The organism is Pseudomonas syringae pv. cilantro, assembly GCF_001293775.1.
Taxonomy (GTDB): Bacteria; Pseudomonadota; Gammaproteobacteria; order Pseudomonadales; family Pseudomonadaceae; genus Aquipseudomonas; species Aquipseudomonas syringae_P.
The window spans coordinates 76,858-102,304 of the sequence record NZ_LGLN01000013.1; the positions used below are offsets into that span (position 1 = coordinate 76,858).

Genomic DNA, 25,447 nt, shown 5'->3' on the forward strand with positions numbered 1-25,447 from the left:
TCGCGGACAAGTCCGCTCCTACGCCCTTCGGGCAGAAGCCTGATTTATGGGAACTCGAGGCTGCTGTGGATAGCGGACCGGGCAGCCCTTCGCTTATGTGGGAACAGACCGGGCAGAAGCGCTGTTCTCCGGGTTTCCCAAGGCATGCTCAGTATCAGGCTGTCGGCAGCCGATACAGGTAAAGCAGCACAACGCTGGAAAACGCCAACAGGCAGACGGGTAGCGGGTGCAGGCCGAACAGTACGGCGATTGCAGCAGTCCACGCGGGAAGCCCGGCGGCGAGCAATGCAACGCGACGCACAGCGGCGAGTTTGATCCAGGCGGCGGGCTCTTCGGGCGTGTCAATCGCGGCCTGGGTGGCGGCCAACGCACGCTTGTGAGCCCCGAACGGCTTCACACTGACAAACATCGAGCCGATGCCTGCGATGAACAGCGGTATCGCCAGCACCGGAATGAGCGATTCACTGGAGCCAAAAAACAGGCAGACCACCAACAGCGGCGCCAGAGTCAGACCCAATTGACGCCACCAGGCCATTTCCAGCTTTTGGCGAACCTCGCTGCGCGTCACGCCGGGCCGACCTCGCTTTGATGCTCATTGCCCATCATGTGTCCCAGCTTGCCGGCCTTGGTCGCCAGATAAAGGCGATTATGCGGGTTCTGCCCGGTGTGCAGCGGCACTCGCTCGGCAACCTTGATGCCCATCTCGGTCAGCGCTTTGACCTTGCGCGGGTTGTTGGTCATCAACCGCAATGACTGGACGCCCAGATGCTGAAGCATCGGCAGGCAGATCGCATAATCACGCTGGTCGGCCGCAAAGCCCAGACGCTCGTTGGCTTCGACCGTATCAGCGCCGCCGTCCTGCAATTCGTAAGCGCGGATCTTGTTCATCAGGCCGATACCGCGCCCTTCCTGGCGCAGATACAGCAATACACCGCGCCCCTCAGTGGCGATCGCGCGCAGAGCGGCCTCAAGCTGAGAGCCACAATCGCAACGCTGACTGAAAAGGGCGTCTCCCGTCAGGCATTCGGAATGCACGCGGCCAAGCACCGGGGCGCCATCCGCGACGTCACCCAGACTCAGGACAACGTGCTCACGGCCGGTTGCCGACTCGACAAAGCCGTGCATGGCAAATTCTGCAAAAGGTGTAGGCAGTTTGGAAGCGGCGACAAATACGACGGGCACCGTGTGCTCCTGATCAGTATGAAGACTGGAAATTCGCAAGATTTGCATTGTAACAGCAGGTTCCTACAGGCGCTCAGGCTGAATTCTCGAGCATTTAGATCATAAAGTTCGATGGATAGACGTGAATCGCTCCTTCACTGCGCGTCGCCGAAATGCTGGTAACCATGGAGGTCTGGCGTGATATCTGCACCGGCACTGTCGATCAGGACCACGCCCTGCCCGGTTTCTACCCGCCCGATCACATGCACGGGCCAGCCAGCCGCCTGCAAATCGGATAATTGCGCAGGCGGCAGGGTGAACGCCAGAACATAATCGTCACCACCACTTAGCGCGGCGTGTTGCGCGGCGGGCAAGCCGAGCAATGCCAGCAGAGGCTCTGACATCGGCAACCTGTCGCGCTCGATCAACAACCGGACGCCCGACGCAAGGGCGATGTGCCCGCAGTCCGCGAGCAAGCCATCGGAGATATCCAGCGCCGACGTCGCCCTGCCGCGCAATGCCTGGCCCAGCGCCAACTGAGGTTGCGGCGACCAGTAACGGGCCAACAGCGGTTCGGCAATCGAAGCCTCGGCACTGCGCTGGTTCAGTACCAGTGGCAATGCACCCGCGCCGTCGCCGAGTGCGCCGCCAACACACAACAGGTCGCCTGCACGAGCGCCGCTGCGCGTCAGGGCAAGCCCGGCAGGTACACCCCCAAAAACCGTCAGCGTCAGGCTCAAGGGGCCACGTGTAGTGTCGCCCCCGATCAGGCGCAGCGTGCAGGCTTGCGCCATCAGGCTCAGACCACCCGCGAACGCCTGCAGCCAGTCGGCATCGACCTGCGGCACGGTCAAGGCGAGGGTAAAGGCAACGGGACGAGCGCCCATGGCCGCCAGATCGCTGGCAGACACTGCCAAGGCGCGCTGACCGAGCAGAAAAGGGTCGCAGCTATCAGGAAAGTGCACTCCGGCCACCAGGGTGTCGGTCGAGATCGCCAACTGCTCGCCGGGCGGCAACGCCAGCAGCGCGCAGTCGTCGCCAATCCCCAGAGCAACTTCCTCGCCCACCTGCGCACAGGGCGCGGCGGCGAAGTAATTGCGGATCAGCTCGAATTCTCCCATGAGGTCAGGCGCAAATCAGCGCTTGTAGGCCTTCACTTCGACTTCACGCAGGCGCGGTGCCAGCTTGTCCAGCACACCGTTGACAAACTTGTGCCCGTCAGTGGAGCCATAGACTTTGGCCAGCTCGATGCCTTCGTTGATCACCACGCGATAAGGCACGTCGATGCGCTTGAGCAATTCGAACGTGGACAGGCGCAAGACCGCCAGTTCAATCGGATCGAGCTCTTCGATGGTCAGATCAAGGCAAGGCGTCAGCGCAGCGTCGATCTCGGTCTGGTTGGTCGCCACACCGTGCAGCAGCTCACGGAAGTAGGTGCCGTCAACGTTGCTGAAGTCGTTGTCGACGCGAAACTGTGCTTCGATTTCGTTCAGCGCGTGGCCAGCCATGTGCCGTTGATACAAGGCCTGGGTTGCCATCTGACGCGCTTCGCGACGTTTGGCGCTCTTACCTTTGGCGATTTCCGGCGATTTGGCGTCGCGCGGGTTGAACTGGTCGGTATCGTCGGAAATCACTTGGCCTCCAACTGCGACAGCAGGCTGACCATTTCGATAGCGGACAGCGCAGCTTCAGCGCCTTTGTTGCCGGCCTTGGTGCCGGAACGCTCAATGGCCTGTTCGATCGAATCGACCGTCAACACACCGAAGGCAACGGGAATGCCGAATTCCATGGACACCTGGGACAAGCCTTTGACGCACTCGCCTGCCACGTATTCGAAGTGCGGCGTACCGCCACGAATCACCGCGCCCAAGGCGACGATGGCCGAGAACTCGCTGCGCTGGGCAACTTTCTGCACGACCAGCGGAATTTCAAAAGCACCCGGCGCGCGGATGATGGTGATGTCGCTTTCGCTGACGCCGTGGCGTACCAGCGCATCAACAGCACCGCTAACCAGGCTTTCCACGACGAAGCTGTTGAAACGGCCAACCACCAGAGCGTAACGGCCCTGGGGAGCGATGAAAGTACCTTCGATGGTCTTCAAGGTCATTCGGTGAGTCTCGTATTAAAGAGCAAGCCCGCCTTGGGGCGGACTTTGAGGGATATTAGGCCACGAATCGCAACCGCCAGGCCGGAACCAGCGAAAAAACCGCCTTGCGCACGCCTCGACCTGCCGATATTTATTCGGAGGGCACGTATTCTACAACTTCCAGATCGAAACCGGATATCGCATTGAACTTCATGGGTGAACTCATCAGGCGCATTTTGCGCACGCCGAGGTCACGCAGGATCTGCGACCCGGCACCGACCGTGCTGTACGTGGTCGGTGTCTTGATCGGTTGTTGCCCGGCGGTTTCCCGGATATGCGCCAGCAATACATCGCCATCCAGCGGGTGACCGAGCAACAGCACCACGCCACTGCCGGCCTCGTTAACCGCACGCATGGCGGCGCGCAGGCTCCAGCGGCCGGGCTGTCTGACCATCAACAGGTCGCGCAGCGGGTCCATGTTATGGACGCGAACCAGCGTCGGTTCTTCTGCGCAGATTTTGCCCAGGGTCAACGCAAGATGCACATCACCCTCGACCGAATCGCGGTAAGTCACCAGGTTGAAACTGCCCAGTTCACTGTCCATGGGCTGCTCGGCAATCCGCTGAACGGTACGTTCGTGGATCATCCGGTAGTGAATCAGGTCGGCGATGGTGCCGATCTTGATGTCGTGTTCCTGGGCAAATGCTTCGAGTTCGGCGCGACGCGACATGGTGCCGTCGTCATTCATGACTTCGCAGATCAGCCCCGAAGGCTCGAAACCGGCCATGCGCGCCAGATCGCACGCAGCTTCGGTATGACCGGCGCGCGCCAGGGTGCCACCAGCCTGAGCCATCAGCGGGAAGATGTGCCCCGGGCTGACGATGTCTTCGGCTTTGGCTTCTTTGGCGGCGGCGGCCTGCACGGTGCGTGCGCGGTCGGCGGCGGAAATACCGGTGGTCACGCCTTCGGCGGCTTCGATGGAGACGGTGAACTTGGTGCCGAAACCGGAGCCATTACGCGGCGCCATCAGCGGCAGCTTGAGGGTTTCGCAACGCTCGCGAGTCATCGGCATGCAGATCAGGCCACGGGCGAAACGCGCCATGAAGTTGATGTGCTCGGGCTTTACACACTCGGCAGCCATGATCAGGTCGCCTTCGTTCTCGCGGTCTTCGTCATCCATGAGGATGACCATCTTGCCCTGGCGAATGTCTTCAACCAGTTCTTCGATACTGTTGAGCGCCACGCGGCACCCCCTTGATTCAGGATTTCAGGTAGCCATTCTCGGCCAGAAAGCTTTCGGTGATCGTGCCGTGACCCGGTTCTGCGGCCTTGTCGCCCAGCAACAGACGCTCCAGATAGCGCGCCAGCAAGTCCACCTCCAGATTGACCTTACGGCCAGGCTGGTAGTCAGCCATGATGGTTTCGCTCCAGGTGTGAGGCACGATGGTCAGTTCGAATTCCGCGCCATTGACCGAATTGACCGTCAGGCTGGTGCCGTCGACCGTGATCGAGCCTTTGTGGGCAATGTATCTGGCCAGTTCACGCGGCGCACGCACCGTAAACTGAATGGCGCGGGCGTTCTCGGCACGAGAGACAATTTCGCCGACACCGTCGACATGCCCGCTGACCAGATGACCGCCAAGACGCGTGGTAGGCGTCAGGGCTTTTTCCAGGTTGACCCGGCTGCCGCTCCTGAGATCGACGAACGCGGTAACCGTCAGGGTTTCGCGGCTGACGTCTGCCCAGAAACCGTCGCCAGGCAATTCGACAGCGGTCAGGCACACGCCATTAACGGAAATGCTGTCGCCGAGTTTGACATCGCTCAGGTCGAGCTTGCCGGTTTCCACGTAAACGCGGACGTCGCCACCCTTGGGAGTCAGGGCGCGGATGCTGCCGATTGATTCGATAATGCCGGTAAACATGGGTCCTCCGGGAGAACAAGGGCTGCGCGCTAGGCGAAGCCGGGAATTATACGCCGGGTACAGAGACAGGGAGAGCAATGACTCGCCAGTCATTGCCGACGGCTCGCATTTCCACGATCTGCAGTTCCAGCGCTTCACTCATCTGCGCCAGCGGTAGATCGAGCAGCGGCCGGGCCGATGAGCCGAGAAACTTGCCGGCGATGAAAATCTGAAATTCGTCAACCAGCCCGAGACGCGCAAAAGCACCCGCCAGACGCGGACCGGCCTCGACCAGTACCTCGTTGACGCCACGGTTTGCCAGTTCGCCCATCAGTTTGCGCAGGTCCACGTGACCCGCGCTGTCGGCCAGTGCCAGCATTTCGTGGCCTTCTTCCTGGTAACGGCCCCGTGCCGACGCGGCCGCACAGGTCACGACCAGCGCGCTGCCGGCCTGAAAAAACGGCGCATCCAGCGGCACACGCAGGCGGCCGTCAATCAGGACGCGCAATGGTGGACACGTGGCGGCCAGGGCGCTCATTTCGGCGTCGAGCCCCAGTTCATCAGGGCGCACGGTCAGGCGGGCGTTGTCTGCCAGCACGGTATCCGCGCCCGTCAGTACGACGCTTGACCGTGCGCGCAGACGTTGCACCGCAGAGCGGGCTTCGGGGCCGGTTATCCACTGGCTTTCACCGCTGGCCATGGCCGTTCGACCATCCAGGCTCATGGCCAGTTTGACCCTGACATAGGGCCGACCGGTCTCCATGCGTTTGAGAAAGCCTTTGTTCAGCGCACGCGCTTCGCTTTCCAGCACGCCGCACTGAACGCCGATGCCGGCATTCATCAGGCGCAGCAGGCCGCGACCGGAAACTTCCGGATTGGGGTCCTGCATCGCGGCAACCACACGCGCCAGCCCGGCATCCACCAGCGCATCGGCACAGGGCGGCGTACGCCCCTGATGGCTGCACGGCTCAAGCGTAACGTAGGCGGTCGCGCCTCTGGCACGCTCACCTGCCTGACGCAAGGCATGCACTTCAGCATGGGGCTCGCCTGCTCGCGCATGCCAGCCCTCACCGACAATCTGGCCGTCGCGCACGATGACGCAGCCGACTCGCGGGTTGGGGTGCGTGGAATAAAGGCCTTTGCGCGCCAGTTCCAGCGCACGCGCCATGCATTGAACGTCGAGGGCAGCCTGCTCAGTCAACAAAGCACTCATTCCTTACCCGGCTCGCGGGCCAGACGGTCGATTTCTTCACGAAATTCGTTGAGATCCTGAAAACGGCGATACACCGACGCGAAACGGATATAGGCCACTTCGTCGAGCTTTTGCAGTTCGGCCATGACCAGTTCGCCGACGACCAGCGATTTGACTTCACGTTCGCCGGTTGCCCGCAGCTTGTGCTTGATATGCGCCAGCGCCGCTTCAAGTCGCTCGACACTCACCGGACGCTTTTCAAGGGCGCGCTGCATGCCGGCGCGCAGTTTTTCTTCATCGAAAGGCTGACGGCTGCCGTCCTGCTTGATCAGACGCGGCAAGACCAGCTCGGCGGTCTCGAACGTTGTGAAACGCTCGACACAGGCCAGGCATTCGCGTCGGCGGCGTACTTGCTCGCCTTCGGCGACGAGGCGGGAGTCGATGACTTTGGTGTCATTGGCACCGCAGAAGGGACAGTGCATGGTGGCTGGCAACGAAAGAGTGAGGAGCGCCATGTTAGCGCATCCTGTCGGCAAGACAAGGCTGGGCCTTTACGGTATATAGACGCGCATTAAAGCGATGTTAAATTGCCCGCACTCGGTAATACTGCAGCTCTGGCGTCGCGCAGCCTTTTGATTTTTGCCTTGTGGAGCTTTTGATGACGCTACGAACCCTGTTTTTGCTAGGCCTCGTCGGCTTGCTGGCCGCATGCAGCAGCAATGACGCCCCGAAACCTGCTGCACCGCCACCGGTTGCTCCGTCGATCAAACTGCCGGCCGGGCCAGGACCGCTGCAACCTTTTCAGCGTGAAATCAGCGGGCAGCTGCTGGGTGTACCGGCCGGGGCCGAAGTCGAGCTGGCGATGCTGGTGATCGACGACCGGGGTCGTCCGCAGAAGCTGCTGACCAACACCTTGCTCAAAGGCAACGGCCAGTCGCTGCCGTTCCAGCTGCGCTTCAATCCGGAAGCATTTCCGGTAGGGGGACGTGTGGAGCTGCGCGGCCGCGCCAGCCAGTCCGGGCAGTTGATCCTGCACCTGCCGTCGATGCGTATCGGCCAGCCAGCCACGCAGGCATTGGGGCAGCTGCAGTTCGTCAAGGCACCATGATCGACAGTTGAGGTGATCGTTGCGCATGCTTGAGCGGCGGAATGCATTTCTCGATGCTCTGCGTCGCACGATAGTTGCTTACCCCCGCTCCAGCAGGCATGCCAACGCGGAGCATTGGAGCAAGAGTCCGATACGCCGCTTTCAGCATTGCCCTGCGGGCTTTATAGTTGGCGGCATTCAGAATCTTCGAGACGCGCAATGAGCCAGGACACTGCTTACATCTTCGACGCGACCACCGCGACCTTCGATCAGTTAGTGATCGACAAGTCATTCGACCAGCCCGTACTGGTCGATTTCTGGGCCGAGTGGTGTGCGCCCTGCAAGGTTTTGATGCCCCTCTTGCAGCAGATCACCGAGAGCTATCAGGGTGAACTGTTGCTGGCCAAGGTCGATTGCGACGCCGAGCCGGATGTCGTCGCACGCTTCGGTATTCGCAGCCTGCCAACCGTGGTGCTGTTCAAGGACGGCCAGCCGGTGGATGGTTTTGCCGGGGCCCAGCCGGAATCAGAGATCCGCAAGATTCTCGAGCAGCACGTCGTCATGCCGCCACCGCCAGCCGCCGACCCGCTCAAGCAGGCGCAAGCGCTGTTCGCCGAAAGCCGCTTCTCCGAGGCCGAGGCGGTGCTCAAGGTGCTGCTGGGCGAAGACAACACCAACGCGGCCGCGCTGATTCTGTACGCGCGCTGCCTGGCGGAGCGTGGCGAGCTGAGCGAAGCCAAAGCGGTGCTGGACGCCGTAACGGGCGATGCACACAAAGCCGAGCTGGCCGGCGCCAAGGCGCAACTGACGTTTCTCGCTGAGGCCGCCACTCTGCCGGATGCCGCCGAGCTGAAAAGCCGCCTGGCGCAAAACCCGCAGGATGACGAAGCCGCGCACCAACTGGCGATCCAGCAGCTGTCGCGCCAGCAGTACGAAGCCGCACTCGACGGCCTGCTCAAACTGTTCATTCGCAACCGCAATTACGCCGAAGGCCTGCCGCACAAAACGCTGCTGCAAGTGTTCGACCTGCTGGGCAATGATCACCCGCTGGTCACCGCCTACCGCCGCAAGCTGTTTGCTGCACTGTACTGACCCCTCCGACGACAGGCATCACAGCGGTGCCTGTCGTGGGTCGTCAGATCAGACTGTCTCGATCCAGCTGTACAACGGCGCATCCCCGCTGCTCTCGACTTTCACGTTGGCCGAATGACGCAAGCGCACCAGTAAATGCTTGCCGGCTGCCGTGCTGCCGGTCAGCCCTTCCAGTTGCGCCAACAGATCCGGTCCGCTCATGTGGCCGGCCTTGTGCAGCAATTCCTGAGCGACCTGCCACAGCCTGTCGTCCGGATTGACCGGCTTGCTTTCAACCACCGCTGCCGACACCTCGGGCGCGACCGCTTTGAGCTGCGCCCCCAGCCGGGCCCAGTCGCCTTCGTCCAGTTCAAGGGTCAAATCCAACGGCCACTGGCCTATGCTTCCACGAATACGCAACATGATGTGTACCTGCTGACAATCAGGCGCACATGCTCCCACAGGCTGACCGCGCTGCCCATCGCTCAGGCGTAACGCCACTGGCTGATGGTCGGTTCCTTACCGTTCATGAAGTCGCCCAGCGCCCGCACGTTGTAGACGTGTTCCCAGTGTTCGACAATTCTGCCATCACGAAACCGCCACAGGCCGCAGAACGGCATGATGATTTTCCGCCCCTCGCAACTGGCGCGCATCTCGCCCACCACCGAGCCGAAGTGATCGTTGGCGACAATATCGTGGACGTCCATGTACAAGGTCTGACGGGTGCGCCTGAGCAGATTGATCTCGTGGGAAAGCACCGCATCTTTGCCGATGGCGATGGATAACCCGCCTCCCGCCCCCTGATCCGCTTTATGCAGCACGATGTCGGCATCGGCAAATTCAGTAATGCGTGTCAGATCCTTGTACACCGCACGCAGTATTTCCCTGTTCGGATGGAGCTTGTTCATGGGTATCTTCCTTGATAGCGCACTCGATCCAGGTCAAGCGCATGTCCCGGCTGGCGATGAAAATCCTCCGAACGCATCCGGCGCTGGCGTAGCGATTTTCATTTTCCAGCGTAGGACTTGATGATGCACAGTGTGAGACCCATTCGGCATAAGCACCGGGTCTGGTATTCCGGATCACACGGTAGAATGCCGGCGCGCAGCGGTGCGATGATCCGCACGACGAGAAAAAACACGTCCACGCACTGACATGATTGTTATAAGATCACATAACAGTTTTTTGAATGATACCCCGGAGTTCGCTATGCGCCGTCTGCTACTTGCCCTGCCCTTTGCCCTGCTGCCAATGGTTGCCGCCCACGCGGCTGAAGAACACGATCATGATCATGGCGGAGAACACGGCAGCCTTGGCGCGCACGAGCACGGTGTCGGGCGTCTGAATGTGGGGCTGGAAGGCAAGACGCTGGAGTTCGAATTCGACAGCCCGGCCATGAATATTGTGGGCTTCGAACACGTTGCCACGTTAGACGAAGACAAGGCCAAGGTCGCCAGGGCGCGTGAATTGCTGCTCAAGCCCAATGCGCTGTTCAGCATTGCCGACGCCGCCAACTGTTCGGCCACGTCGGTGAAGCTGGAAAGCCCATTGTTTGGCGACAAGGATGACGATCATGAAGAGCACGCCAAAGCAGGCGACGCCGATCATCATGAGCACAGTGAAATCCACGGTCATTACAAGTTCGTCTGCGACGCACCGGCGGTACTGCGCAAGCTCGACCTGTCGCAAATCTTCAAAACCTTTCCCGACACCAAGAAGCTTCAGGTACAACTGATTTCGCCGAGCGGCCAGTCGGGCGCAGAAGTGATTGCAGCGAATCCGACCCTGAAATTCTGATCGCACCCTGCGGCACCACGACCGGGCCTGGCCCGGTCTTTTAATTTCCAACCGAGCATGAGTCACGACATGACCCAAGCACTGATCGAGTTGTCGGACCTGAGCTTCAACTGGCCCGGCCATCCTCAACTGCTGGACATCCCCAGCTTCCGCCTGCAAACCGGTGAAACCCTGTTTCTCAAAGGCCCCAGCGGCAGCGGCAAAACCACGCTGCTGGGTTTGCTCGGCGGCGTGCAAAAGCCGGTCAGCGGCAGCATTCGCCTGCTGAATCAGGAACTGTCGAGCCTGTCGTCAGCAGCGCGTGACCGTTTTCGTGTCGATCACACCGGCTACATCTTCCAGCAGTTCAACCTGTTGCCGTTCCTGTCGGTGCGAGAAAACATCGAGCTGCCCTGCCACTTTTCCAGGGTGCGCGCCGAGCGAGCCAAACAACGCCACGGCAGTGTGGAAAACGCCACGACCACCCTGCTCGCCCACCTGGGCCTGAAAGATCCGGCGATGCTCGCCCGTCGCGCCGACTCGCTATCCATTGGCCAGCAGCAGCGCGTGGCCGCCGCCAGAGCATTGATCGGCCAGCCGGAACTGGTGATTGCCGACGAGCCGACATCCGCGCTGGATGCCGATTCGCGTGAGGCGTTCATCCGCCTGCTGTTCGCCGAATGCCGCGAGGCCGGGGCCAGCCTGCTGTTCGTCAGCCATGACCAGAGCCTGGCCCCCTTGTTTGATCGCAATCTGTCGTTGAGCGACCTGAATCGCGCTGCCGTCGCTGTGGAGATCTGAGATGTATCTGTTTCGTCTGGCCATCGCCAGCCTGGCCAACCGCCGCTTCACCGCCTTTCTCACCGCCTTTGCCATTGCCCTGTCGGTTTGCCTGCTGCTGGCCGTGGAACGCGTGCGCACCGAAGCACGTGCCAGTTTCGCCAGCACCATCAGCGGCACCGACCTGATCGTCGGCGCGCGCTCCGGCTCGATCAACCTGCTGCTGTATTCGGTGTTCCGCATCGGCAATGCCACCAACAACATACGCTGGGACAGCTTCGAGCATTTCGCGCAAAGCAAACAGGTCAAATGGGCGATCCCGATTTCGCTGGGCGACTCGCACCGGGGCTATCGGGTGATGGGCACCAACGAAGCGTATTTCGAGCATTACCAGTTCGGTCGTCAGCAACACCTGGAAATGGCCGAGGGCCGCGAGTTCCAGACCGACCCGTTCGAAGTGGTGCTGGGCTCCGAAGTCGCCAAGGCGCTGCATTACACGCTGGGCGACAAGCTGGTGCTGGCGCACGGTGTGGCGGCGATCAGCCTGGTCAAGCACGACGACAAACCGTTCACCGTGGTCGGCATTCTCAAACCGACCGGCACGCCGGTGGACCGTACGCTGCACATCAGCCTGGGCGGCATGGAAGCCATTCATATCGATTGGCACAACGGCGCGCCGGCACGCGGCAATGAACGCATTTCCGCCGATCAGGCACGCAACATGGACCTGACACCCAGCGCGATTACCGCCTTCATGCTGGGCCTGAACAGCAAGATTTCAACGTTCAGCCTGCAACGCGAGATCAATGAATACCGGGGTGAGCCGATGCTGGCTATTCTGCCGGGCGTGGCCTTGCAGGAACTGTGGGGTTTGATGGGCACTGCCGAAAAGGCCTTGTTCGTGATTTCGCTGTTCGTGGTGCTGACCGGCCTGATCGGCATGCTCACCGCGATTCTCACCAGCCTCAACGAACGCCGCCGGGAAATGGCGATTCTGCGCTCGGTAGGCGCGCGCCCCTGGCATATCGCCAGCCTGCTTATACTGGAGGCCTTCGCGCTGGCGCTGGCCGGAGTCGTCAGCGGCCTTGCACTGCTCTATATCGGCATTTTCGCGGCCCGCGACTATGTGCTCGAAAACTACGGCCTGTACCTCTCGTCTATGCCACCTGGCCAATATGAATGGACATTACTGGGTGGCATTCTCGGTTGCGCGCTGTTGATGGGAACCGTGCCAGCCTGGCGAGCCTACAGGCAGTCACTGGCCGATGGACTGTCGATTCGTTTATGAGGACCTTCATGATGCGGCGCATGCTACTCACTCTGCTGCTCTCGGTTACCACTCAAGTGTGGGCCGCCGAGCCGCGTGAACTGACCTGGAATGACATGATTCCACCCGACGCACCTGTGGTGAAACCGGTCACGGCGCCACTGCACGACCTGTCGAAGCTGTCCGATGCACTGGCCATGGAAGCGGCGCCTGCGGCCCATCAATTGGCCCCGCACGCACCGGTGGTCAAGGCGCTGGATGGAAAACTGGTGCGTTTACCGGGCTATATCGTGCCGCTTCAGGTCAGTGAGGAAGGCAGAGTGACGGAGTTTTTGCTGGTGCCGTATTTCGGCGCCTGCATCCATGTGCCGCCGCCACCAGCGAACCAGATCGTGCATGTCACGAGTGAGCTGGGCGTGAAGGTCGATGAGCTGTATCAGCCGTACTGGATCGAAGGACCGATGCAGGCCAAGTCGTCAAGCAGCGAACTGGCAGAAGCGGGTTATCAGATGCAGGCAGACAAGATTCTTGTCTACGAGTTGCCGGATTCATAAGGATGACGAGGTTCCCAGTGATTTCATTGAGCTGAGTCAAAGTCGCCGCTCGACAGCGCTTTAACATTACGCCCATAAATTTTGAATGATCTCTGGAGCCTCCATGAACAAGCATTTGCTACGCGCGTCTCTTGTCGCGCTTGCCATCACCGCCCCGGTCGCGGCACAGGCCTACGAAAAAGGCGATTTCATCGTTCGCGCCGGCGCCGCGCACGTTCAGCCCAACGAAGACAGCGGCGAAGTCCGGCTCGATGGTGCCAGGGTTTCCGGCACCAAGGCGACCCTGAATGGCGACACCCAGCTCGGCCTGACCTTCGCCTACATGCTGACCAACCATGTCGGCATCGAATTGCTGGCCGCCACGCCGTTCAACCACACCGTGTCCGTCAAAGGCCTGGGCCCCGGGCTGGACGGCAAGCTGGCCGATATCAAGCATCTGCCGCCGACCCTGTCGCTGCAGTACTACCCGATGGAGCCTTCGTCCAGATTTCAACCTTATGCGGGCGTGGGCATCAACTACACCACGTTCTTCGACAATGACCTGACGAGCGACCGCAAGAATCAGGGCTTCAGCAACCTCAAACTCAAGGACTCGGTGGGTCTGGCCGCCCAGTTGGGCATGGACTACATGATCACTGACAAGGTGCTGGTCAACGCTTCGGTCTGGTACGTCGACATCGACACCCAGGCCACCGTGGACGGCCCGTCTGCCCTGGCGGTCGGCCGGACCAAAGTCGATGTGGATATAGACCCGTGGGTGTACATGGTCGGTGTGGGTTACAAATTCTGACCTGCACATCTTCAACCGCCACAAACACAAAGGCACCCTCATCGGGTGCCTTCGTGTTTTATGGCAAGCACCGCTATCAGAGCATCGATTTGGCGATCTTGGCCTGCTCGTCGGCGTGGTACGAAGAGCGGACCAGCGGGCCCGAGGCGACGTTCTTGAAGCCCATCTTGTACCCTTCCTCGGCGAACCAGGCGAAGGTGTCCGGATGGACGAAGCGCTGCACCGCCAGGTGGTTGCGCGACGGCTGCAAGTACTGGCCCAGGGTCAGCATGTCGATGTCGTGCTCGCGCATGCGCTTCATGACTTCGATGACTTCCTCGTCAGTCTCGCCCAGCCCCAGCATCAGCCCGGATTTGGTCGGGACGTGCGGGACCATCTGCTTGAAGCGTTGCAACAGGGTCAGCGACCACTGGTAATCCGAACCCGGACGCGCAGCCTTGTACAGGCGCGGCACGGTTTCCAGGTTGTGGTTGAACACATCCGGTGGCTCGGCTGCGGTGATTTCCAGCGCTACGTCCATGCGCCCACGGTAGTCGGGCACCAGCGTTTCGAGCTGGACGCCCGGTGACAGCAGACGAATCTCGCGGATGCAGTCAGCGAAGTGCTGAGCACCGCCGTCACGCAAGTCATCGCGGTCTACCGAGGTGATCACCACGTACTTCAGACGCAGATCAGCGATGGCAATGGCGAGGCTCTTTGGCTCGTCGGCGTTCAGCGCCTTCGGGCGGCCGTGGCCCACGTCGCAGAACGGGCAACGACGGGTGCAGATGTCGCCCATGATCATGAACGTTGCAGTGCCGCCGGAGAAGCATTCGCCCAGGTTCGGGCAGGACGCCTCCTCGCAAACGCTGTGCAGCTTGTGCTTGCGCAGCAGTTGCTTGATACGGTCGACTTCCGGGGAAACCGGGATGCGCACGCGAATCCAGTCGGGCTTCTTCGGTAGATCGACGGTCGGAATGATCTTGACCGGGATGCGCGCAACCTTCTCCGCTCCGCGCAGCTTGACGCCGGCTTCGACTTTCGGACGGGCCACACGCTCGGAAACGTCAAGCGTCGGGATCAGGGTTTGCACGGTTTCAGTCATATTGGTTTATTCCGCCCGTAAGGGTCGCCTGCTCAGCGTAGTCGAGGTGGTTGACGAGCTGCGCACGCAGCCGGGCACTAACCTCGGAAAATTCTATCTGCCCTGCCTGATCGCTTAGCTGGGTCATGGCCAGCCCGGCGTAGCCGCACGGGTTGATCCGGCGGAACGGCTCCAGATCCATGTCGACGTTCAGCGCCAGACCATGAAACGAACAGCCGTTGCGGATACGCAGGCCTAGCGACGCGATTTTTGCGCCGTTGACGTACACGCCCGGCGCATCGGCCTTGGCAACTGCCGTCACGCCATAATCGGCCAGCAAGGCAATGAGCGTGTTTTCGATCCGGGTGACCAGATCGCGCACACCGAAGCCAAGGCGCCTGACATCCAGCATCAGGTAAGCGACCAGTTGGCCCGGGCCATGATAAGTCACTTGGCCGCCACGATCGACCTGTACGACAGGAATATTGCCCGGCAACAGCAAATGCTCGGGTTTACCGGACTGCCCCTGAGTGAAAACCGGCGGGTGCTGGACCAGCCAGACTTCGTCAGCCGCGTCCCGCCCACGCCCGTCGGTGAAGCGCTGCATGGCGTGCCAGGCGGTTTCGTAATCGATCAGACCCAGATCACGAAATCCCAGGGCACCACTCATCAGAGCACCATGTGCACGAAACCCGTAGCACGAAGGGCGCTATTGATGTCGCGCAACTGGTCTTCGCCGGTGGCGATGATGTGCAGCTGGACAGTGGTGTATTTGCCGTTGCTGCTCTGACGCTCGGCCAGCGTCTTGAGGTCGACCGTAGCGTGCTTTTCAAGCACTTCCATTACGGCAGCCGTAAAGCCCACACTGGTGTCACCGATAATCTTGATCGGGTAGTCATTGCAGGGGAATTCGATTTTGTGCGACTTGACGTCGGTATCGGTCATGGCAGTAAAGGTCTCACAAGCCGTGACGACGGACACGCAGCCCGCTCAGATCATGAGCAGGCCGCGAGAAGGTCGGCAGTAGTTACTGGAGGGTCAGTTGAACAAGCCGTAGAAGAACAGGCGGATGCTATCCCACACGCGGCGGAAAATGCCACCTTCCTCGACCGCTTCAAGCGCGATCAGATTAGCGGTGTGAACCACCTGATCGTCCTTCTTGACTTCAACCTTGCCGATCACGTCGCCCTTGGCGATGGGCGCAATCAGCTGCGGGTTCATGGTCATGCTGGCAGACAGCTTCTTCATGTCGCCTTTTGGCATGGTCATGCTCAGATCTTCAGCCAGACCGGCCTTGACCTGACGCTCGGTGCCTTTCCAGACCGTGGCCTGAGCCAGCTCGGTGCCCTTCTGGTAGAAGTTCTGGGTTTCGAAGAAACGGAAGCCGTACGTCAGCAGCTTCTGGGTTTCAGCTGCACGGGCCTGTTCGCTGTTGGTGCCGAACACCACGGCAATCAGACGCATGCCATCACGCACAGCCGAGGACACCATGCAGTAGCCCGCTTCGTCGGTGTGACCGGTTTTCAGACCGTCAACGGTCTTGTCACGCCACAGCAGCAGGTTGCGGTTAGGCTGCTTGATGCCGTTCCAGAAGAACTCTTTCTGCGAGTAGATCGCATAGTGAGCCGGGTCTTCGTGAATGATCGCACGGGCCAGGATCGCCATGTCGTGAGCCGACGAGTAGTGCTCCGGGTTTGGCAGGCCGGTCGGGTTCATGAAGTGACTGTTGGTCATGCCCAGATCGGCAGCCGTCTTGTTCATCATGTCGGCAAAGGCATCTTCGCTGCCGGCAATATGCTCGGAGATCGCGACGCTGGCGTCGTTGCCCGATTGAATGATGATGCCGTGCAGCAGGTCGCTGACCGTCACCTGGCTGCCGACCTTGATGAACATCCGCGAACCGCCTGTGCGCCAGGCGTTTTCACTGATGGTCACCGGATCGTTCTCGCCGATCTGGCCGCGACGGATTTCCAGGGTCGCGATGTAGGCCGTCATCAACTTGGTCAGACTGGCAGGCGCCAGACGCTGATCACCGTTGTTCTCGACCAGAACGTTGCCACTGGTAGCGTCCATCAGCACGTAGGCCTTGGCCGCCAGTTGCGGTGCGGCAGGCGTCATCTGCTCTGCAGCCCAGGCAGCCGGGGTGACAATCAGTGGAACAAGCAGGCACAAACGTTTTGCAAAGGTGGTGATGTTCATCCGTCTCTCGAGAATCCTAATGGGCAAACATGCCCTTGCGGGCAAAACTGAACAGACCGGCGAAGCGAAAGCGCCTCGGTACGGCTCGTGGCGCCAGGCTGTAGCCCTGGCTGACAAAGTCGCCTGTTCGACACACGACCTTGTGGACAGTTGCCTGCAACGCTTGCCCTATGGCAAATCACGCTGCCTGCGACTGCATCCCGCCCTCCATTTGTTGCCAGAGGGCGACTGTCAAAAACGTTTACTGATCCGATGTCACAACGCTCGGCTGGCCCAGATTGGCCGACCTGACGCTGTTTTGCAGCTGCTGGGCTTCACCCTGCGTGTCGATCGGTCCCATCCGCACCCGATACAGCGTTTGCTGATTGCGTGCTATCGAGCTGACGAAAACCGGCGCTCTGACCATCCCGCTCAGCTTCGACCTCAGGAGCTCCGCAGCGTCCGGGTTGGCGAAGGCTCCCACCTGGAGAAACAGCCCAGAGGCTTGTCCTGAAGCGTTTTTTTTTGCATCAACCTGCAACGGCACGACCGGTGCTGCGTGCTGCTGGGGCGGCGGCGTGTACTGTTCGACCGTGCCGGTCGAAGTGGACAGCGCGGGCGGCGTCGCCTGGGCCATTACCTGCGGCTGATTGAGCATCAGCGGCGCCGGACGGCCACGCTGCGCCCACCATTCCTGCGGGTCGATACCTTCGACCTTGACCCGGGCCGTACCGGTTTCGGCGTAACCCAGCTTTTTGGCAGCAGCATACGACAGGTCGATGATGCGGTCCGAATAGAACGGGCCTCGGTCGTTGACACGCAGGATGACGGTGCGGTTGTTGTCCAGGTTGGTCACTTTGACGTAGCTGGGCAACGGCAGAGTCTTGTGCGCGGCGCTCATGCCGTACAGGTCATACACTTCGCCGTTGGCGGTGTTCTGACCGTGAAACTTGGTGCCATACCAGGAAGCGGTGCCCGAAGCGACGTAACGCTTGGAATCGCTCATCGGGAAATAGGTCTTGCCCAGCACGGTGTAAGGGTTGGCCTTGTAGGCACCGGTGTGCAGGGTCGGCGTCGCATCCGGGATACGCGAAACGTCCACATCCCACCACGGCGCGCCGTCCTTGTGAGCACGGTTGATGTCCAGCCCCGGCATCGAGCGCACCACGGCCCCGCCTTTCGGCGCCTGCGTGGAGGTCGTCGTGCGCGATGGCGACGAACAGCTGGCGACCAGCACAGCCAGGCCAGTCAACGCCAGAAGCTTGAATGATTGAAGAATCGGCAATGCCCGCATTACTTGACGCCTCGAGCTTGAACCAACGATTCAGACAGCTGATACACGGCCATGGCGTACATCACGCTGCGGTTATAACGAGTGATTGCATAAAAATTGTTCAGACCCAGCCAGTATTCGGGACCCGCGTCACCGTCCAGACGAAACGCCGTCACCGGCATATCATCGCGCAGCGCATCATGACTTGCCCAGCCCAACCCTCGCAACTCCCCAACCGACATTACCGGGTCGAGCGCCGGGCTCAAGCCCTCATCGACGCGGTCACCGCGTGCCGTGGCGCGGCTGACGACTGGCTGACCGGCAACCCATCCGTGTCGTTTGAAATAACTGGCGACACTGCCGATGGCATCGTCCGGGTCGGTCCAGATATTGATGTGACCGTCGCCGTCGAAATCCACGGCATACGCGCGAAAGCTGCTCGGCATGAACTGCGGCAGCCCCATCGCACCGGCATACGAGCCTTTGAGCGTCAGCGGGTCAACCTGCTGCTCGCGCGCCAGCAGCAGGAACTCACGCAGTTCCTTGCGGAAGAACGGCGCGCGTGGCGGGTAATCGAAGCCAAGAGTCGAAAGCGCATCGATCACCCGGTAATTACCGGTGTTGCGGCCGAAAAAGGTTTCCACGCCGATAATCGACACGATGATCTGCGCCGGCACACCATATTCCTGCTCGGCACGCGTCAGTGCCGCTTCGTGCTGACGCCAGAAGTCGACACCGCGGGCGATACGTGCGTCGGTCAGGAACATCGGCCGATAATCCTTCCACTGCCTGACCCGTTCGGCCGGGCGGGAAATCGCATCGAGAATGGCCTGCTTGCGCTCGACCTCACGAAACAGGCTCATCAGTTGCTCACCGGCAAAGCCGTGATCGCGGGTCAGTTCACCGACGAATTCAGCGACCTGAGGCGAACCCTCATAATCACCGGCGAGCACTTCCTGCACTGAGCCAAGGATGCCTACCAGACCGACCACTGGAGCATATCGAGCCCAGTTAAGCACTGCTTGCATTGAATAGTTCACCTTAATCAAACCTGTGCGATCCATTTACGATGTGTATGGATCGACATCAAAACTCCAAACGCTGACAGTAGCGTCACCAGCGAAGTTCCGCCGTAGCTAATGAAGGGCAGCGGCACGCCCACCACCGGCATCAGGCCACTGACCATACCGATGTTGACGAAAACGTAAACAAAAAATGTCATGGTCAGCGCGCCGGCCAGCAATTTGCCGAATAGCGTCTGTGCCTGCGCGGTGATCACCAGCCCGCGACCGATCAGCAGCATATAGATGATCAGCAGCGCACAAATGCCCACCAGCCCGAACTCTTCGCCCAGCACCGCAATAATGAAGTCGGTGTGGCTTTCCGGCAGAAAATCCAGGTGCGACTGAGTACCCAGCAGCCAGCCCTTGCCGAACACCCCGCCCGAACCGATGGCAGCCTTGGACTGAATGATGTTCCAGCCGGTGCCCAGCGGATCGCTTTCCGGATCGAGAAACGTCAGCACGCGCTGCTTCTGATAGTCATGCATGAAGAAGAACCACATGGCGACCGCCGCAGGTACGGCCGCCGCCAGCACACTGAGAATCCAGCGCCAGCGCAGGCCAGCCATGAACAGCACGAACGCACCGGAAGCCAGAATCAGCAACGACGTGCCGAGATCGGGCTGGCGCACGATCAGCACGAACGGCACACCGATCAACGCCAGACTGACCGCGACGTGCTTGAGATGCGGCGGCAGCGTGCGCTTGGACAGGTACCAGGCGATGGTCGCCGGCATGATGATCTTGAGAAATTCCGAAGGCTGGAAGCGGATCACACCGGGAATGTTGATCCAGCGGGTCGCGCCCATGGCGTTGTGGCCCATGACGTCCACCACCACCAGCAACAAAACGCCGATGACATACAGCACCGGCACCCAGCGCGCCATGAATCGGGGCTCGAGTTGCGCGATCACCACCATCGCCACCAGACCGATGCCGAACGAACTGGCCTGCTTGATCAGCAGATCCCAGTTCTTGCCGCTGGCCGAATACAGCACGAACAGGCTGCCCGCTGCCAGCGTCAGCAACAGAATCAGCAAAGGACCGTCGATATGAATGCGCTGCAGAAACGTGGCGCGGCGGCGCATCACGTCTTCGCTGGACAGGATGCGGTCAAAATTACTCTTCACGGGCCGCAGCCTCCAGATTCTGGGAACCGGCATACTCAGGCTTGAGATGGCCATTTTCGTCGAGCAGCCACGCGTCCATGACCTGACGCACGACCGGCGCCGCAACGCCGGAGCCGGACTCGCCGTTCTCGACCATCACGGCAACCACGATTTTCGGGTTGTCGGCCGGCGCGAAGCCGACGAACAAGGCGTGGTCGCGATGGCGCTCCTGGACCTTGGTACGGTCATATTTCTCGCCCTGCTTGATCGCCACGACCTGCGCCGTACCGCTCTTGCCGGCAATCCGGTATTGCGCACCGATGGCCGCCTTGCGTGCCGTACCGCGTGCGCCGTGCATCACTTCCTGCATGCCGTGATTGACCCGCGCCCAGTTGGCCGGATCACGCAGCACGATGTTCGGCATCGGGTTCTCGTCCACCGGCGGCTTGCCCTCGATGGTTCGGGCCAGGTGCGGCCGGTTCCATACACCTTTGTTGGCCACCAGCGCCGTGGCCTGCGCCAGTTGCAGCGGCGTAGCCTGCATGTAGCCCTGACCGATCCCGAGAATGAGCGTTTCGCCCGGGAACCAGGCCTGACGGCGGGTCGCGCGCTTCCAGTCGCGTGACGGCATCAGACCGGGCGACTCTTCGAACATGTCCAGCGAGACCTTTTCGCCGATGCCGAACTTGTTCATGTAGGTCGCCAGCCGGTCGATGCCCAGCTTGTGCGCAAGATCGTAGAAATACGTGTCATTTGATCGCATGATCGCTGCATCCAGGTCCACCCAGCCATCACCGGTCCGATTCCAGTTACGATACTTGTGATCGTAATTGGGCAGCTGGTAATAGCCTGGGTCGAACACGCGCGTAGCGGGCGTCACGACGCCGGCATCCAGCGCCGCAATCGCCACTGCAGGCTTGATAGTCGAGCCCGGCGGATAAAGGCCGCGCAGGATACGGTTGAACAGCGGCCGGTCGATGGAATCGCGCAGCTCGGCATACGCCTTGAAACTGATGCCGGTCACGAACAGGTTCGGATCGAAACTGGGTGCACTGACCATCGCCAGCACTTCCCCGGTACTCGGCTCAAGTGCCACAACGGCGCCCCGACGCCCGCCCAACGCAGCTTCGGCGGCTTCCTGCAGATTGATGTCGAGGCTCAGGACAATGTCCTTGCCGGGGATCGGATCCGTGCGTTTGAGCACGCGCAATACGCGGCCACGGGCATTGGTCTCGACCTCTTCGTAGCCGACCTGACCATGCAGTTCGGGCTCGTAGAAGCGCTCGATACCGGTCTTGCCGATATGGTGGGTGCCGCTGTAATTGATGGGATCGAGGCTCTTGAGCTCTTTTTCGTTGATGCGCCCCATGTAGCCGACCGAATGCGCAAAATGCGGCCCCTGCGGGTAGTGACGCACCAGCTGCGCCACCACTTCGACGCCCGGCAGGCGGAACTGGTTGACGGCGATCAGGGCGATCTGCTCTTCGCTCAACTCGAACAGGATCGGCACCGGCTCGAAGGGCCGACGCCCCTGCTTCATGCGCTTTTCGAAAATGATCCGGTCATCGGGGGTGAGCTGCAAAATATCCACGATGGTGTCGAGCACGCTGGACCATTCGCCAGAGCGCTCACGCGTCATGGTCAGGCTGAAGCTGGGCCGGTTGTCGGCCACCACGACGCCGTTGCGGTCGTAGATCAGGCCACGACTGGGCGGAATCGGCTGCACGTGAACACGGTTGTTTTCCGAGAGCGTGGAGTGATAGTCGTACTGAATGACTTGCAGGTAATAAAGTCGCGCGATCAGCACACATACCAGCAACACGATCGCCACAGCACCGAACACGACCCTGCCGCGCACCAGACGTGCGTCTTTTTCGTGGTCTTTGAGGCGGATCGGTTGAGACATTTAGGCCGTGTTCACAGTAAAGACAATGCTACTTGTGATAAGGGTGCCCGGACAGGACCGTCCAGGCGCGATACATCTGCTCGCCGATCAGGATGCGCACCAGCGGGTGCGGCAAGGTCAGCGGTGACAGCGACCAGCGTTGCTCGCTGCGGGCACAGACCTCAGGTGCCAACCCCTCCGGGCCGCCCACCATCAGGTTGACCGTGCGCGCATCGAGACGCCAGCGATCAAGCTCGACCGCCAACTGTTCGGTGCTCCAGGGTTTGCCCTGCACTTCCAGCGTGACAATCCGCTCGCCCGGCTGCACTTTCGCCAGCATCGCTTCGCCTTCCTGACGGATAAAGCGCGCAACGTCGGCGTTCTTGCCACGGGTATTGAGCGGAATTTCCACCAGTTCAAGGGCGAGTTCGGCGGGCATACGCTTGGCGTACTCGTGCCAGCCTTCCTCAACCCACTTGGGCATGCGCGAACCCACCGCGATCAGACGCAAACGCACAGTGATGCCTTATTCGTGGCCTGGAGTATGGTGCGCAGCGCTGGCAGCACGGCTTTGCTCGGCACCCTGCCACAGACGCTCAAGGTCGTAGAACTGGCGCGCAGCGGCAGTCATCACGTGCACGATCACGTCGCCCAGGTCGAGCAGCACCCAGTCGCTGTCGCCCTTGCCTTCTTCGCTCAGGGACTTCAGACCGGCAGCCTTGACCTTGTCACGGACGCTGTCGACCAGTGCGTTCAGCTGGCGGTTGGAAGTACCGGTGCAGATCAGCATGTAATCGGCGATGCTGGTCTTGTCACGCACGTCGATGGTCAGGATGTCGGCACCCTTGATCTCTTCGAGGGCTGCAACGGCAACCTTGACGACTTCTTCACTGCTCATTTTTTGCTTTGTCATATAAAACTCATTCAGCTCGTATGTGTGGGACCGCCCAGACGCTTGTCGATAAAAGCGTTTCAGGGCAACCCATCTGTGTTCGGCGCACGGTAAAGCCCGTGCACATCGATATAGGCCAGTACCGCGTCTGGCACCAGAAAACGTACCGACTTACCGCTGGCCAGCAGTTGACGGATCTGGGTGGCAGACACCGATAAAGGCGTCTGCCAGACGAATGTAATCTGTCCGCCCGGCCCTTTCAGGGCCTTCGGATCGCTGACTGCGCGTGCCGCCAGCAGGTTGCGCATGGCATCCGGCGACTCGCTGTCCGCGTCCGGGCGTTGCAGCACCACGATATGGCAGTGCTCCAGCAGTTCTTCCCACCGGTGCCAGGTCGGCAGCCCGCAAAAGGCATCCCAACCCAGCAACAGAAACAACTGGTCCTGAGGCGCGAGTTCTGCGCGCATCGATTCCAGTGTGTCGAGGGTATACGACGGTTTGTCCCGTTTCAGTTCACGGTCATCCACCGTCAAGGGCGACACACCGGCCACCGCACTGCGGACCATCGCCAGACGGTCCTGAGCGGTAACGCTCGGCATGTCACGATGCGGAGGCCTGGCGCTGGGCGTCAAGCGCAACTCATCGAGTTCCAGTAGTTCGGCCACTTCCAGCGCACCGCGCAAGTGACCGATATGAACCGGGTCGAACGTCCCGCCGAGCATGCCGATACGTCTGGGCGGCACAGCCACGGGCTCGCTCAAGTCAGGCTTGCCCGCGCAATTGACCGTCGCCGATCACAATGTACTTCTCGCAGGTCAGGCCTTCCAGTCCGACCGGGCCGCGGGCGTGCAGCTTATCAGTAGAAATGCCTATCTCGGCACCCAATCCGTATTCGAACCCGTCAGCGAAGCTGGTCGGCGCGTTGATCATGACCGAACTGGAGTCGACCTCGGCCATGAAGCGGCGAATCTGGCTCTGATGCTCGGAAACGATGGCATCACTGTGATGCGAGCCATAGTGATTGATGTGCTCGATGGCTTCGTCCAGCCCGCTGACGACGCGAATCGACAAGATCGCCGCCAGGTACTCGGTGTGCCAGTCCTCTTCGGTCGCGGCAATGACGTCGATCAGCTCGCGGGTGCGTTCACAGCCGCGCAACTCGACACCCTTCTCGCGGAACTGCGCTGCCATCGGCGGCAGAAAATCAGCGGCAATGGTCTGATCGACCAGCAGGGTTTCCATCGCGCCGCAGATACCGTAACGATAGGTCTTGGCGTTGAAGGCGATTTTCTGTGCCTTGGGCAGGTCGGCGTGCGCGCTGACATACACGTGGCAAATACCGTCAAGATGCTTGATGACCGGCACCCGCGCGTCACGGCTGACCCGCTCGATCAAACCCTTGCCGCCGCGCGGGACGATGACGTCCACGTACTCGGGCATGGTGATCAGCGCGCCAACCGCAGCACGGTCGGTGGTTTCCACCACTTGCACCACCGCCGCAGGCAAACCGGCCTCGGCCAGACCGCGCTCGATGCAGGCCGCAATGGCGCGGTTGGAGTGAATCGCCTCGGAGCCGCCACGCAAAATGGTTGCGTTACCGGACTTCAGACACAGGCTGGCGGCGTCGATGGTCACGTTCGGACGCGACTCGTAGATGATGCCCACCACGCCCAACGGCACGCGCATCTTGCCGACCTGGATACCCGACGGCCGATAGCTCATGTCGCGGATCGCGCCGACCGGGTCGGCGAGGCTGGCGACCTGACGCAACCCGACGATCATGCTGTCGATGCGTGCGGGGGTCAGGGCGAGACGTTCCAGCATGGCCGGCTCGAGCCCGCTGGCCTGACCGTTGGCCAGGTCCAGCGCGTTGGCGGCAGACAGCTCGTCGCGAGCCGCATCCAGCGCAGCAGCAGTGGCGAGCAGGGCGCGGTTCTTCTGCGCAGTGCTGGCACGACCGATCACGCGCGATGCTTCGCGGGCGGCGCGACCCAGGCGGGTCATGTAGTCAAGAACGGACTCGGTCATGGTCTCAGAGGTCTTGGCAAAGAGGAAAGCGGCCGATTATAGCTGTCGTGGGGCACGAACGACAGCGCAGACAGGCGGATGGTCGATAACAGTGCGCAGATTTCTTGCGCAGACCAACGCTCATCACGCTCAGCACTCGTCGCTACGCACAAGTCCGCTATTGATTCTGGCCGAAGGCCGTGGGAGCGAACCGGGCGACACTTCGCTTGTCCGCGATGGGTTGCGAAGCGGCCCTGAAACAGGCCTCCTTTATGTGCCTGATACACCGTATGCACCGGTTTTGCTGCCGGTTC

The 25,447-nt window shown here is 60.9% G+C and carries 30 protein-coding genes; 7 read left to right on the forward strand and 23 right to left on the reverse strand.

All coding sequences use genetic code 11. The features are described 5' to 3' along the window. Positions 1–154: 154 nt before the first annotated feature. The 9 genes from ABJ99_RS01755 to nrdR all read right to left on the reverse strand — a co-directional run bounded on the left by ABJ99_RS01755 (position 155) and on the right by nrdR (position 6,822). On the reverse strand, positions 155–568 hold the full coding sequence (locus tag ABJ99_RS01755) for a hypothetical protein (RefSeq protein WP_054084360.1): 414 nt from the start codon (positions 566–568) through the stop codon (positions 155–157). Continuing rightward, the gene (gene ribA / locus ABJ99_RS01760; RefSeq protein ID WP_054084361.1) at positions 565–1,182 is read right to left on the reverse strand and encodes a GTP cyclohydrolase II; all 618 of its coding nucleotides are present in this window, start codon (positions 1,180–1,182) and stop codon (positions 565–567) included. The genes ABJ99_RS01755 and ribA overlap by 4 nt, the downstream gene beginning before the upstream one ends. Before the next feature lie 134 nt (positions 1,183–1,316). After that, positions 1,317–2,282, reverse strand: a complete 966-nt coding sequence (gene thiL, locus ABJ99_RS01765) for a thiamine-phosphate kinase (RefSeq protein WP_054084362.1) — start codon at positions 2,280–2,282, stop codon at positions 1,317–1,319. Between the two features lie 15 nt (positions 2,283–2,297). Continuing rightward, positions 2,298–2,795 (reverse strand): transcription antitermination factor NusB, encoded by a 498-nt coding sequence (nusB, locus tag ABJ99_RS01770; protein ID WP_054084363.1) that lies wholly within the window; start codon positions 2,793–2,795, stop codon positions 2,298–2,300. Next, positions 2,792–3,268, reverse strand: a complete 477-nt coding sequence (ribH, locus tag ABJ99_RS01775; protein ID WP_024646173.1) for a 6,7-dimethyl-8-ribityllumazine synthase — start codon at positions 3,266–3,268, stop codon at positions 2,792–2,794. The genes nusB and ribH overlap by 4 nt, the downstream gene beginning before the upstream one ends. Positions 3,269–3,398: 130 nt before the next feature. Continuing rightward, positions 3,399–4,490, reverse strand: a complete 1,092-nt coding sequence (gene ribBA / locus ABJ99_RS01780; RefSeq protein ID WP_054084364.1) for a bifunctional 3,4-dihydroxy-2-butanone-4-phosphate synthase/GTP cyclohydrolase II — start codon at positions 4,488–4,490, stop codon at positions 3,399–3,401. Between the two features lie 16 nt (positions 4,491–4,506). Further along, a complete protein-coding gene (locus tag ABJ99_RS01785; RefSeq protein WP_054084365.1) occupies positions 4,507–5,169 on the reverse strand; it encodes a riboflavin synthase in 663 nt (220 codons plus the stop codon). Between the two features lie 46 nt (positions 5,170–5,215). Next, positions 5,216–6,361 (reverse strand): bifunctional diaminohydroxyphosphoribosylaminopyrimidine deaminase/5-amino-6-(5-phosphoribosylamino)uracil reductase RibD, encoded by a 1,146-nt coding sequence (gene ribD, locus ABJ99_RS01790; RefSeq protein ID WP_080377974.1) that lies wholly within the window; start codon positions 6,359–6,361, stop codon positions 5,216–5,218. Continuing rightward, entirely contained in the window at positions 6,358–6,822 is a 465-nt protein-coding gene (nrdR, locus tag ABJ99_RS01795; protein WP_007250876.1) for a transcriptional regulator NrdR, read from the reverse strand. Before nrdR ends, ribD begins: the two co-directional genes overlap by 4 nt. 176 nt (positions 6,823–6,998) lie before the next feature. Between nrdR and ABJ99_RS01800 the strand changes: the two genes are divergently transcribed. Next, positions 6,999–7,448 (forward strand): hypothetical protein, encoded by a 450-nt coding sequence (locus ABJ99_RS01800; protein ID WP_054084367.1) that lies wholly within the window; start codon positions 6,999–7,001, stop codon positions 7,446–7,448. 198 nt (positions 7,449–7,646) lie between these two features. Next, a complete protein-coding gene (gene trxA / locus ABJ99_RS01805; protein WP_054084368.1) occupies positions 7,647–8,519 on the forward strand; it encodes a thioredoxin in 873 nt (290 codons plus the stop codon). A 48-nt stretch (positions 8,520–8,567) separates the two neighbouring features. Here the strand turns inward: trxA and ABJ99_RS01810 are convergent, their stop codons facing one another. Together ABJ99_RS01810 and ABJ99_RS01815 are read right to left on the reverse strand one after the other, a co-directional pair. Further along, positions 8,568–8,921 (reverse strand): hypothetical protein, encoded by a 354-nt coding sequence (locus ABJ99_RS01810; RefSeq protein WP_054084369.1) that lies wholly within the window; start codon positions 8,919–8,921, stop codon positions 8,568–8,570. A 62-nt stretch (positions 8,922–8,983) separates the two neighbouring features. Next, complete coding sequence (locus ABJ99_RS01815) at positions 8,984–9,406, reverse strand: nuclear transport factor 2 family protein (protein ID WP_054084370.1); 423 nt, start codon at positions 9,404–9,406, stop codon at positions 8,984–8,986. A 301-nt stretch (positions 9,407–9,707) separates the two neighbouring features. On the opposite strand from ABJ99_RS01815, the gene ABJ99_RS01820 reads away from it, so the two are divergent. The 5 genes from ABJ99_RS01820 to ABJ99_RS01840 all read left to right on the forward strand — a co-directional run bounded on the left by ABJ99_RS01820 (position 9,708) and on the right by ABJ99_RS01840 (position 13,665). Beyond that, positions 9,708–10,295, forward strand: a complete 588-nt coding sequence (locus tag ABJ99_RS01820) for a DUF2796 domain-containing protein (RefSeq protein ID WP_054084371.1) — start codon at positions 9,708–9,710, stop codon at positions 10,293–10,295. Positions 10,296–10,364: 69 nt separating this feature from the next. Then, positions 10,365–11,075: an ABC transporter ATP-binding protein gene (locus ABJ99_RS01825; RefSeq protein ID WP_054084372.1), complete on the forward strand. Its 711-nt coding sequence runs from the start codon at positions 10,365–10,367 to the stop codon at positions 11,073–11,075. A gap of 1 nt (position 11,076) precedes the next feature. After that, entirely contained in the window at positions 11,077–12,342 is a 1,266-nt protein-coding gene (locus ABJ99_RS01830) for an ABC transporter permease (protein ID WP_007250883.1), read from the forward strand. Positions 12,343–12,350: 8 nt separating this feature from the next. Further along, positions 12,351–12,875, forward strand: a complete 525-nt coding sequence (locus ABJ99_RS01835; protein ID WP_054084373.1) for a DUF3299 domain-containing protein — start codon at positions 12,351–12,353, stop codon at positions 12,873–12,875. 103 nt (positions 12,876–12,978) lie between these two features. Further along, a complete protein-coding gene (locus ABJ99_RS01840) occupies positions 12,979–13,665 on the forward strand; it encodes an OmpW/AlkL family protein (protein ID WP_054084374.1) in 687 nt (228 codons plus the stop codon). 76 nt (positions 13,666–13,741) lie between these two features. Here ABJ99_RS01840 and lipA read toward each other — a convergent pair whose 3' ends face one another. The 12 genes from lipA to ABJ99_RS01900 all read right to left on the reverse strand — a co-directional run bounded on the left by lipA (position 13,742) and on the right by ABJ99_RS01900 (position 25,154). Next, positions 13,742–14,749: a lipoyl synthase gene (gene lipA / locus ABJ99_RS01845; protein ID WP_054084375.1), complete on the reverse strand. Its 1,008-nt coding sequence runs from the start codon at positions 14,747–14,749 to the stop codon at positions 13,742–13,744. After that, complete coding sequence (lipB, locus tag ABJ99_RS01850; protein WP_054084376.1) at positions 14,742–15,398, reverse strand: lipoyl(octanoyl) transferase LipB; 657 nt, start codon at positions 15,396–15,398, stop codon at positions 14,742–14,744. Before lipB ends, lipA begins: the two co-directional genes overlap by 8 nt. Beyond that, positions 15,398–15,673 carry a DUF493 domain-containing protein gene (locus ABJ99_RS01855; RefSeq protein WP_054084377.1) on the reverse strand — a complete coding sequence of 92 codons (276 nt, stop codon included), beginning with the start codon at positions 15,671–15,673 and terminating at the stop codon, positions 15,398–15,400. The genes lipB and ABJ99_RS01855 overlap by 1 nt, the downstream gene beginning before the upstream one ends. Positions 15,674–15,766: 93 nt before the next feature. After that, a complete protein-coding gene (locus ABJ99_RS01860) occupies positions 15,767–16,927 on the reverse strand; it encodes a D-alanyl-D-alanine carboxypeptidase family protein (RefSeq protein ID WP_054084378.1) in 1,161 nt (386 codons plus the stop codon). Between the two features lie 241 nt (positions 16,928–17,168). Continuing rightward, positions 17,169–18,200, reverse strand: a complete 1,032-nt coding sequence (locus ABJ99_RS01865; protein ID WP_054084379.1) for a septal ring lytic transglycosylase RlpA family protein — start codon at positions 18,198–18,200, stop codon at positions 17,169–17,171. Then, positions 18,200–19,207: a lytic murein transglycosylase B gene (gene mltB, locus ABJ99_RS01870; protein WP_054084380.1), complete on the reverse strand. Its 1,008-nt coding sequence runs from the start codon at positions 19,205–19,207 to the stop codon at positions 18,200–18,202. The genes ABJ99_RS01865 and mltB overlap by 1 nt, the downstream gene beginning before the upstream one ends. 17 nt (positions 19,208–19,224) lie before the next feature. Beyond that, positions 19,225–20,328: a rod shape-determining protein RodA gene (rodA, locus tag ABJ99_RS01875; protein WP_007250893.1), complete on the reverse strand. Its 1,104-nt coding sequence runs from the start codon at positions 20,326–20,328 to the stop codon at positions 19,225–19,227. Positions 20,329–20,359: 31 nt separating this feature from the next. Further along, the gene (gene mrdA, locus ABJ99_RS01880) at positions 20,360–22,255 is read right to left on the reverse strand and encodes a penicillin-binding protein 2 (RefSeq protein ID WP_054084381.1); all 1,896 of its coding nucleotides are present in this window, start codon (positions 22,253–22,255) and stop codon (positions 20,360–20,362) included. A 28-nt stretch (positions 22,256–22,283) separates the two neighbouring features. Further along, positions 22,284–22,751 (reverse strand): 23S rRNA (pseudouridine(1915)-N(3))-methyltransferase RlmH, encoded by a 468-nt coding sequence (rlmH, locus tag ABJ99_RS01885; RefSeq protein WP_054084382.1) that lies wholly within the window; start codon positions 22,749–22,751, stop codon positions 22,284–22,286. A gap of 9 nt (positions 22,752–22,760) precedes the next feature. Then, on the reverse strand, positions 22,761–23,147 hold the full coding sequence (gene rsfS / locus ABJ99_RS01890) for a ribosome silencing factor (protein ID WP_007250896.1): 387 nt from the start codon (positions 23,145–23,147) through the stop codon (positions 22,761–22,763). A gap of 59 nt (positions 23,148–23,206) precedes the next feature. Next, positions 23,207–23,848 (reverse strand): nicotinate-nucleotide adenylyltransferase, encoded by a 642-nt coding sequence (gene nadD / locus ABJ99_RS01895; RefSeq protein WP_074801071.1) that lies wholly within the window; start codon positions 23,846–23,848, stop codon positions 23,207–23,209. A 40-nt stretch (positions 23,849–23,888) separates the two neighbouring features. Then, positions 23,889–25,154 carry a glutamate-5-semialdehyde dehydrogenase gene (locus ABJ99_RS01900; protein WP_054084384.1) on the reverse strand — a complete coding sequence of 422 codons (1,266 nt, stop codon included), beginning with the start codon at positions 25,152–25,154 and terminating at the stop codon, positions 23,889–23,891. Between the last annotated feature and the right edge of the window lie 293 nt (positions 25,155–25,447).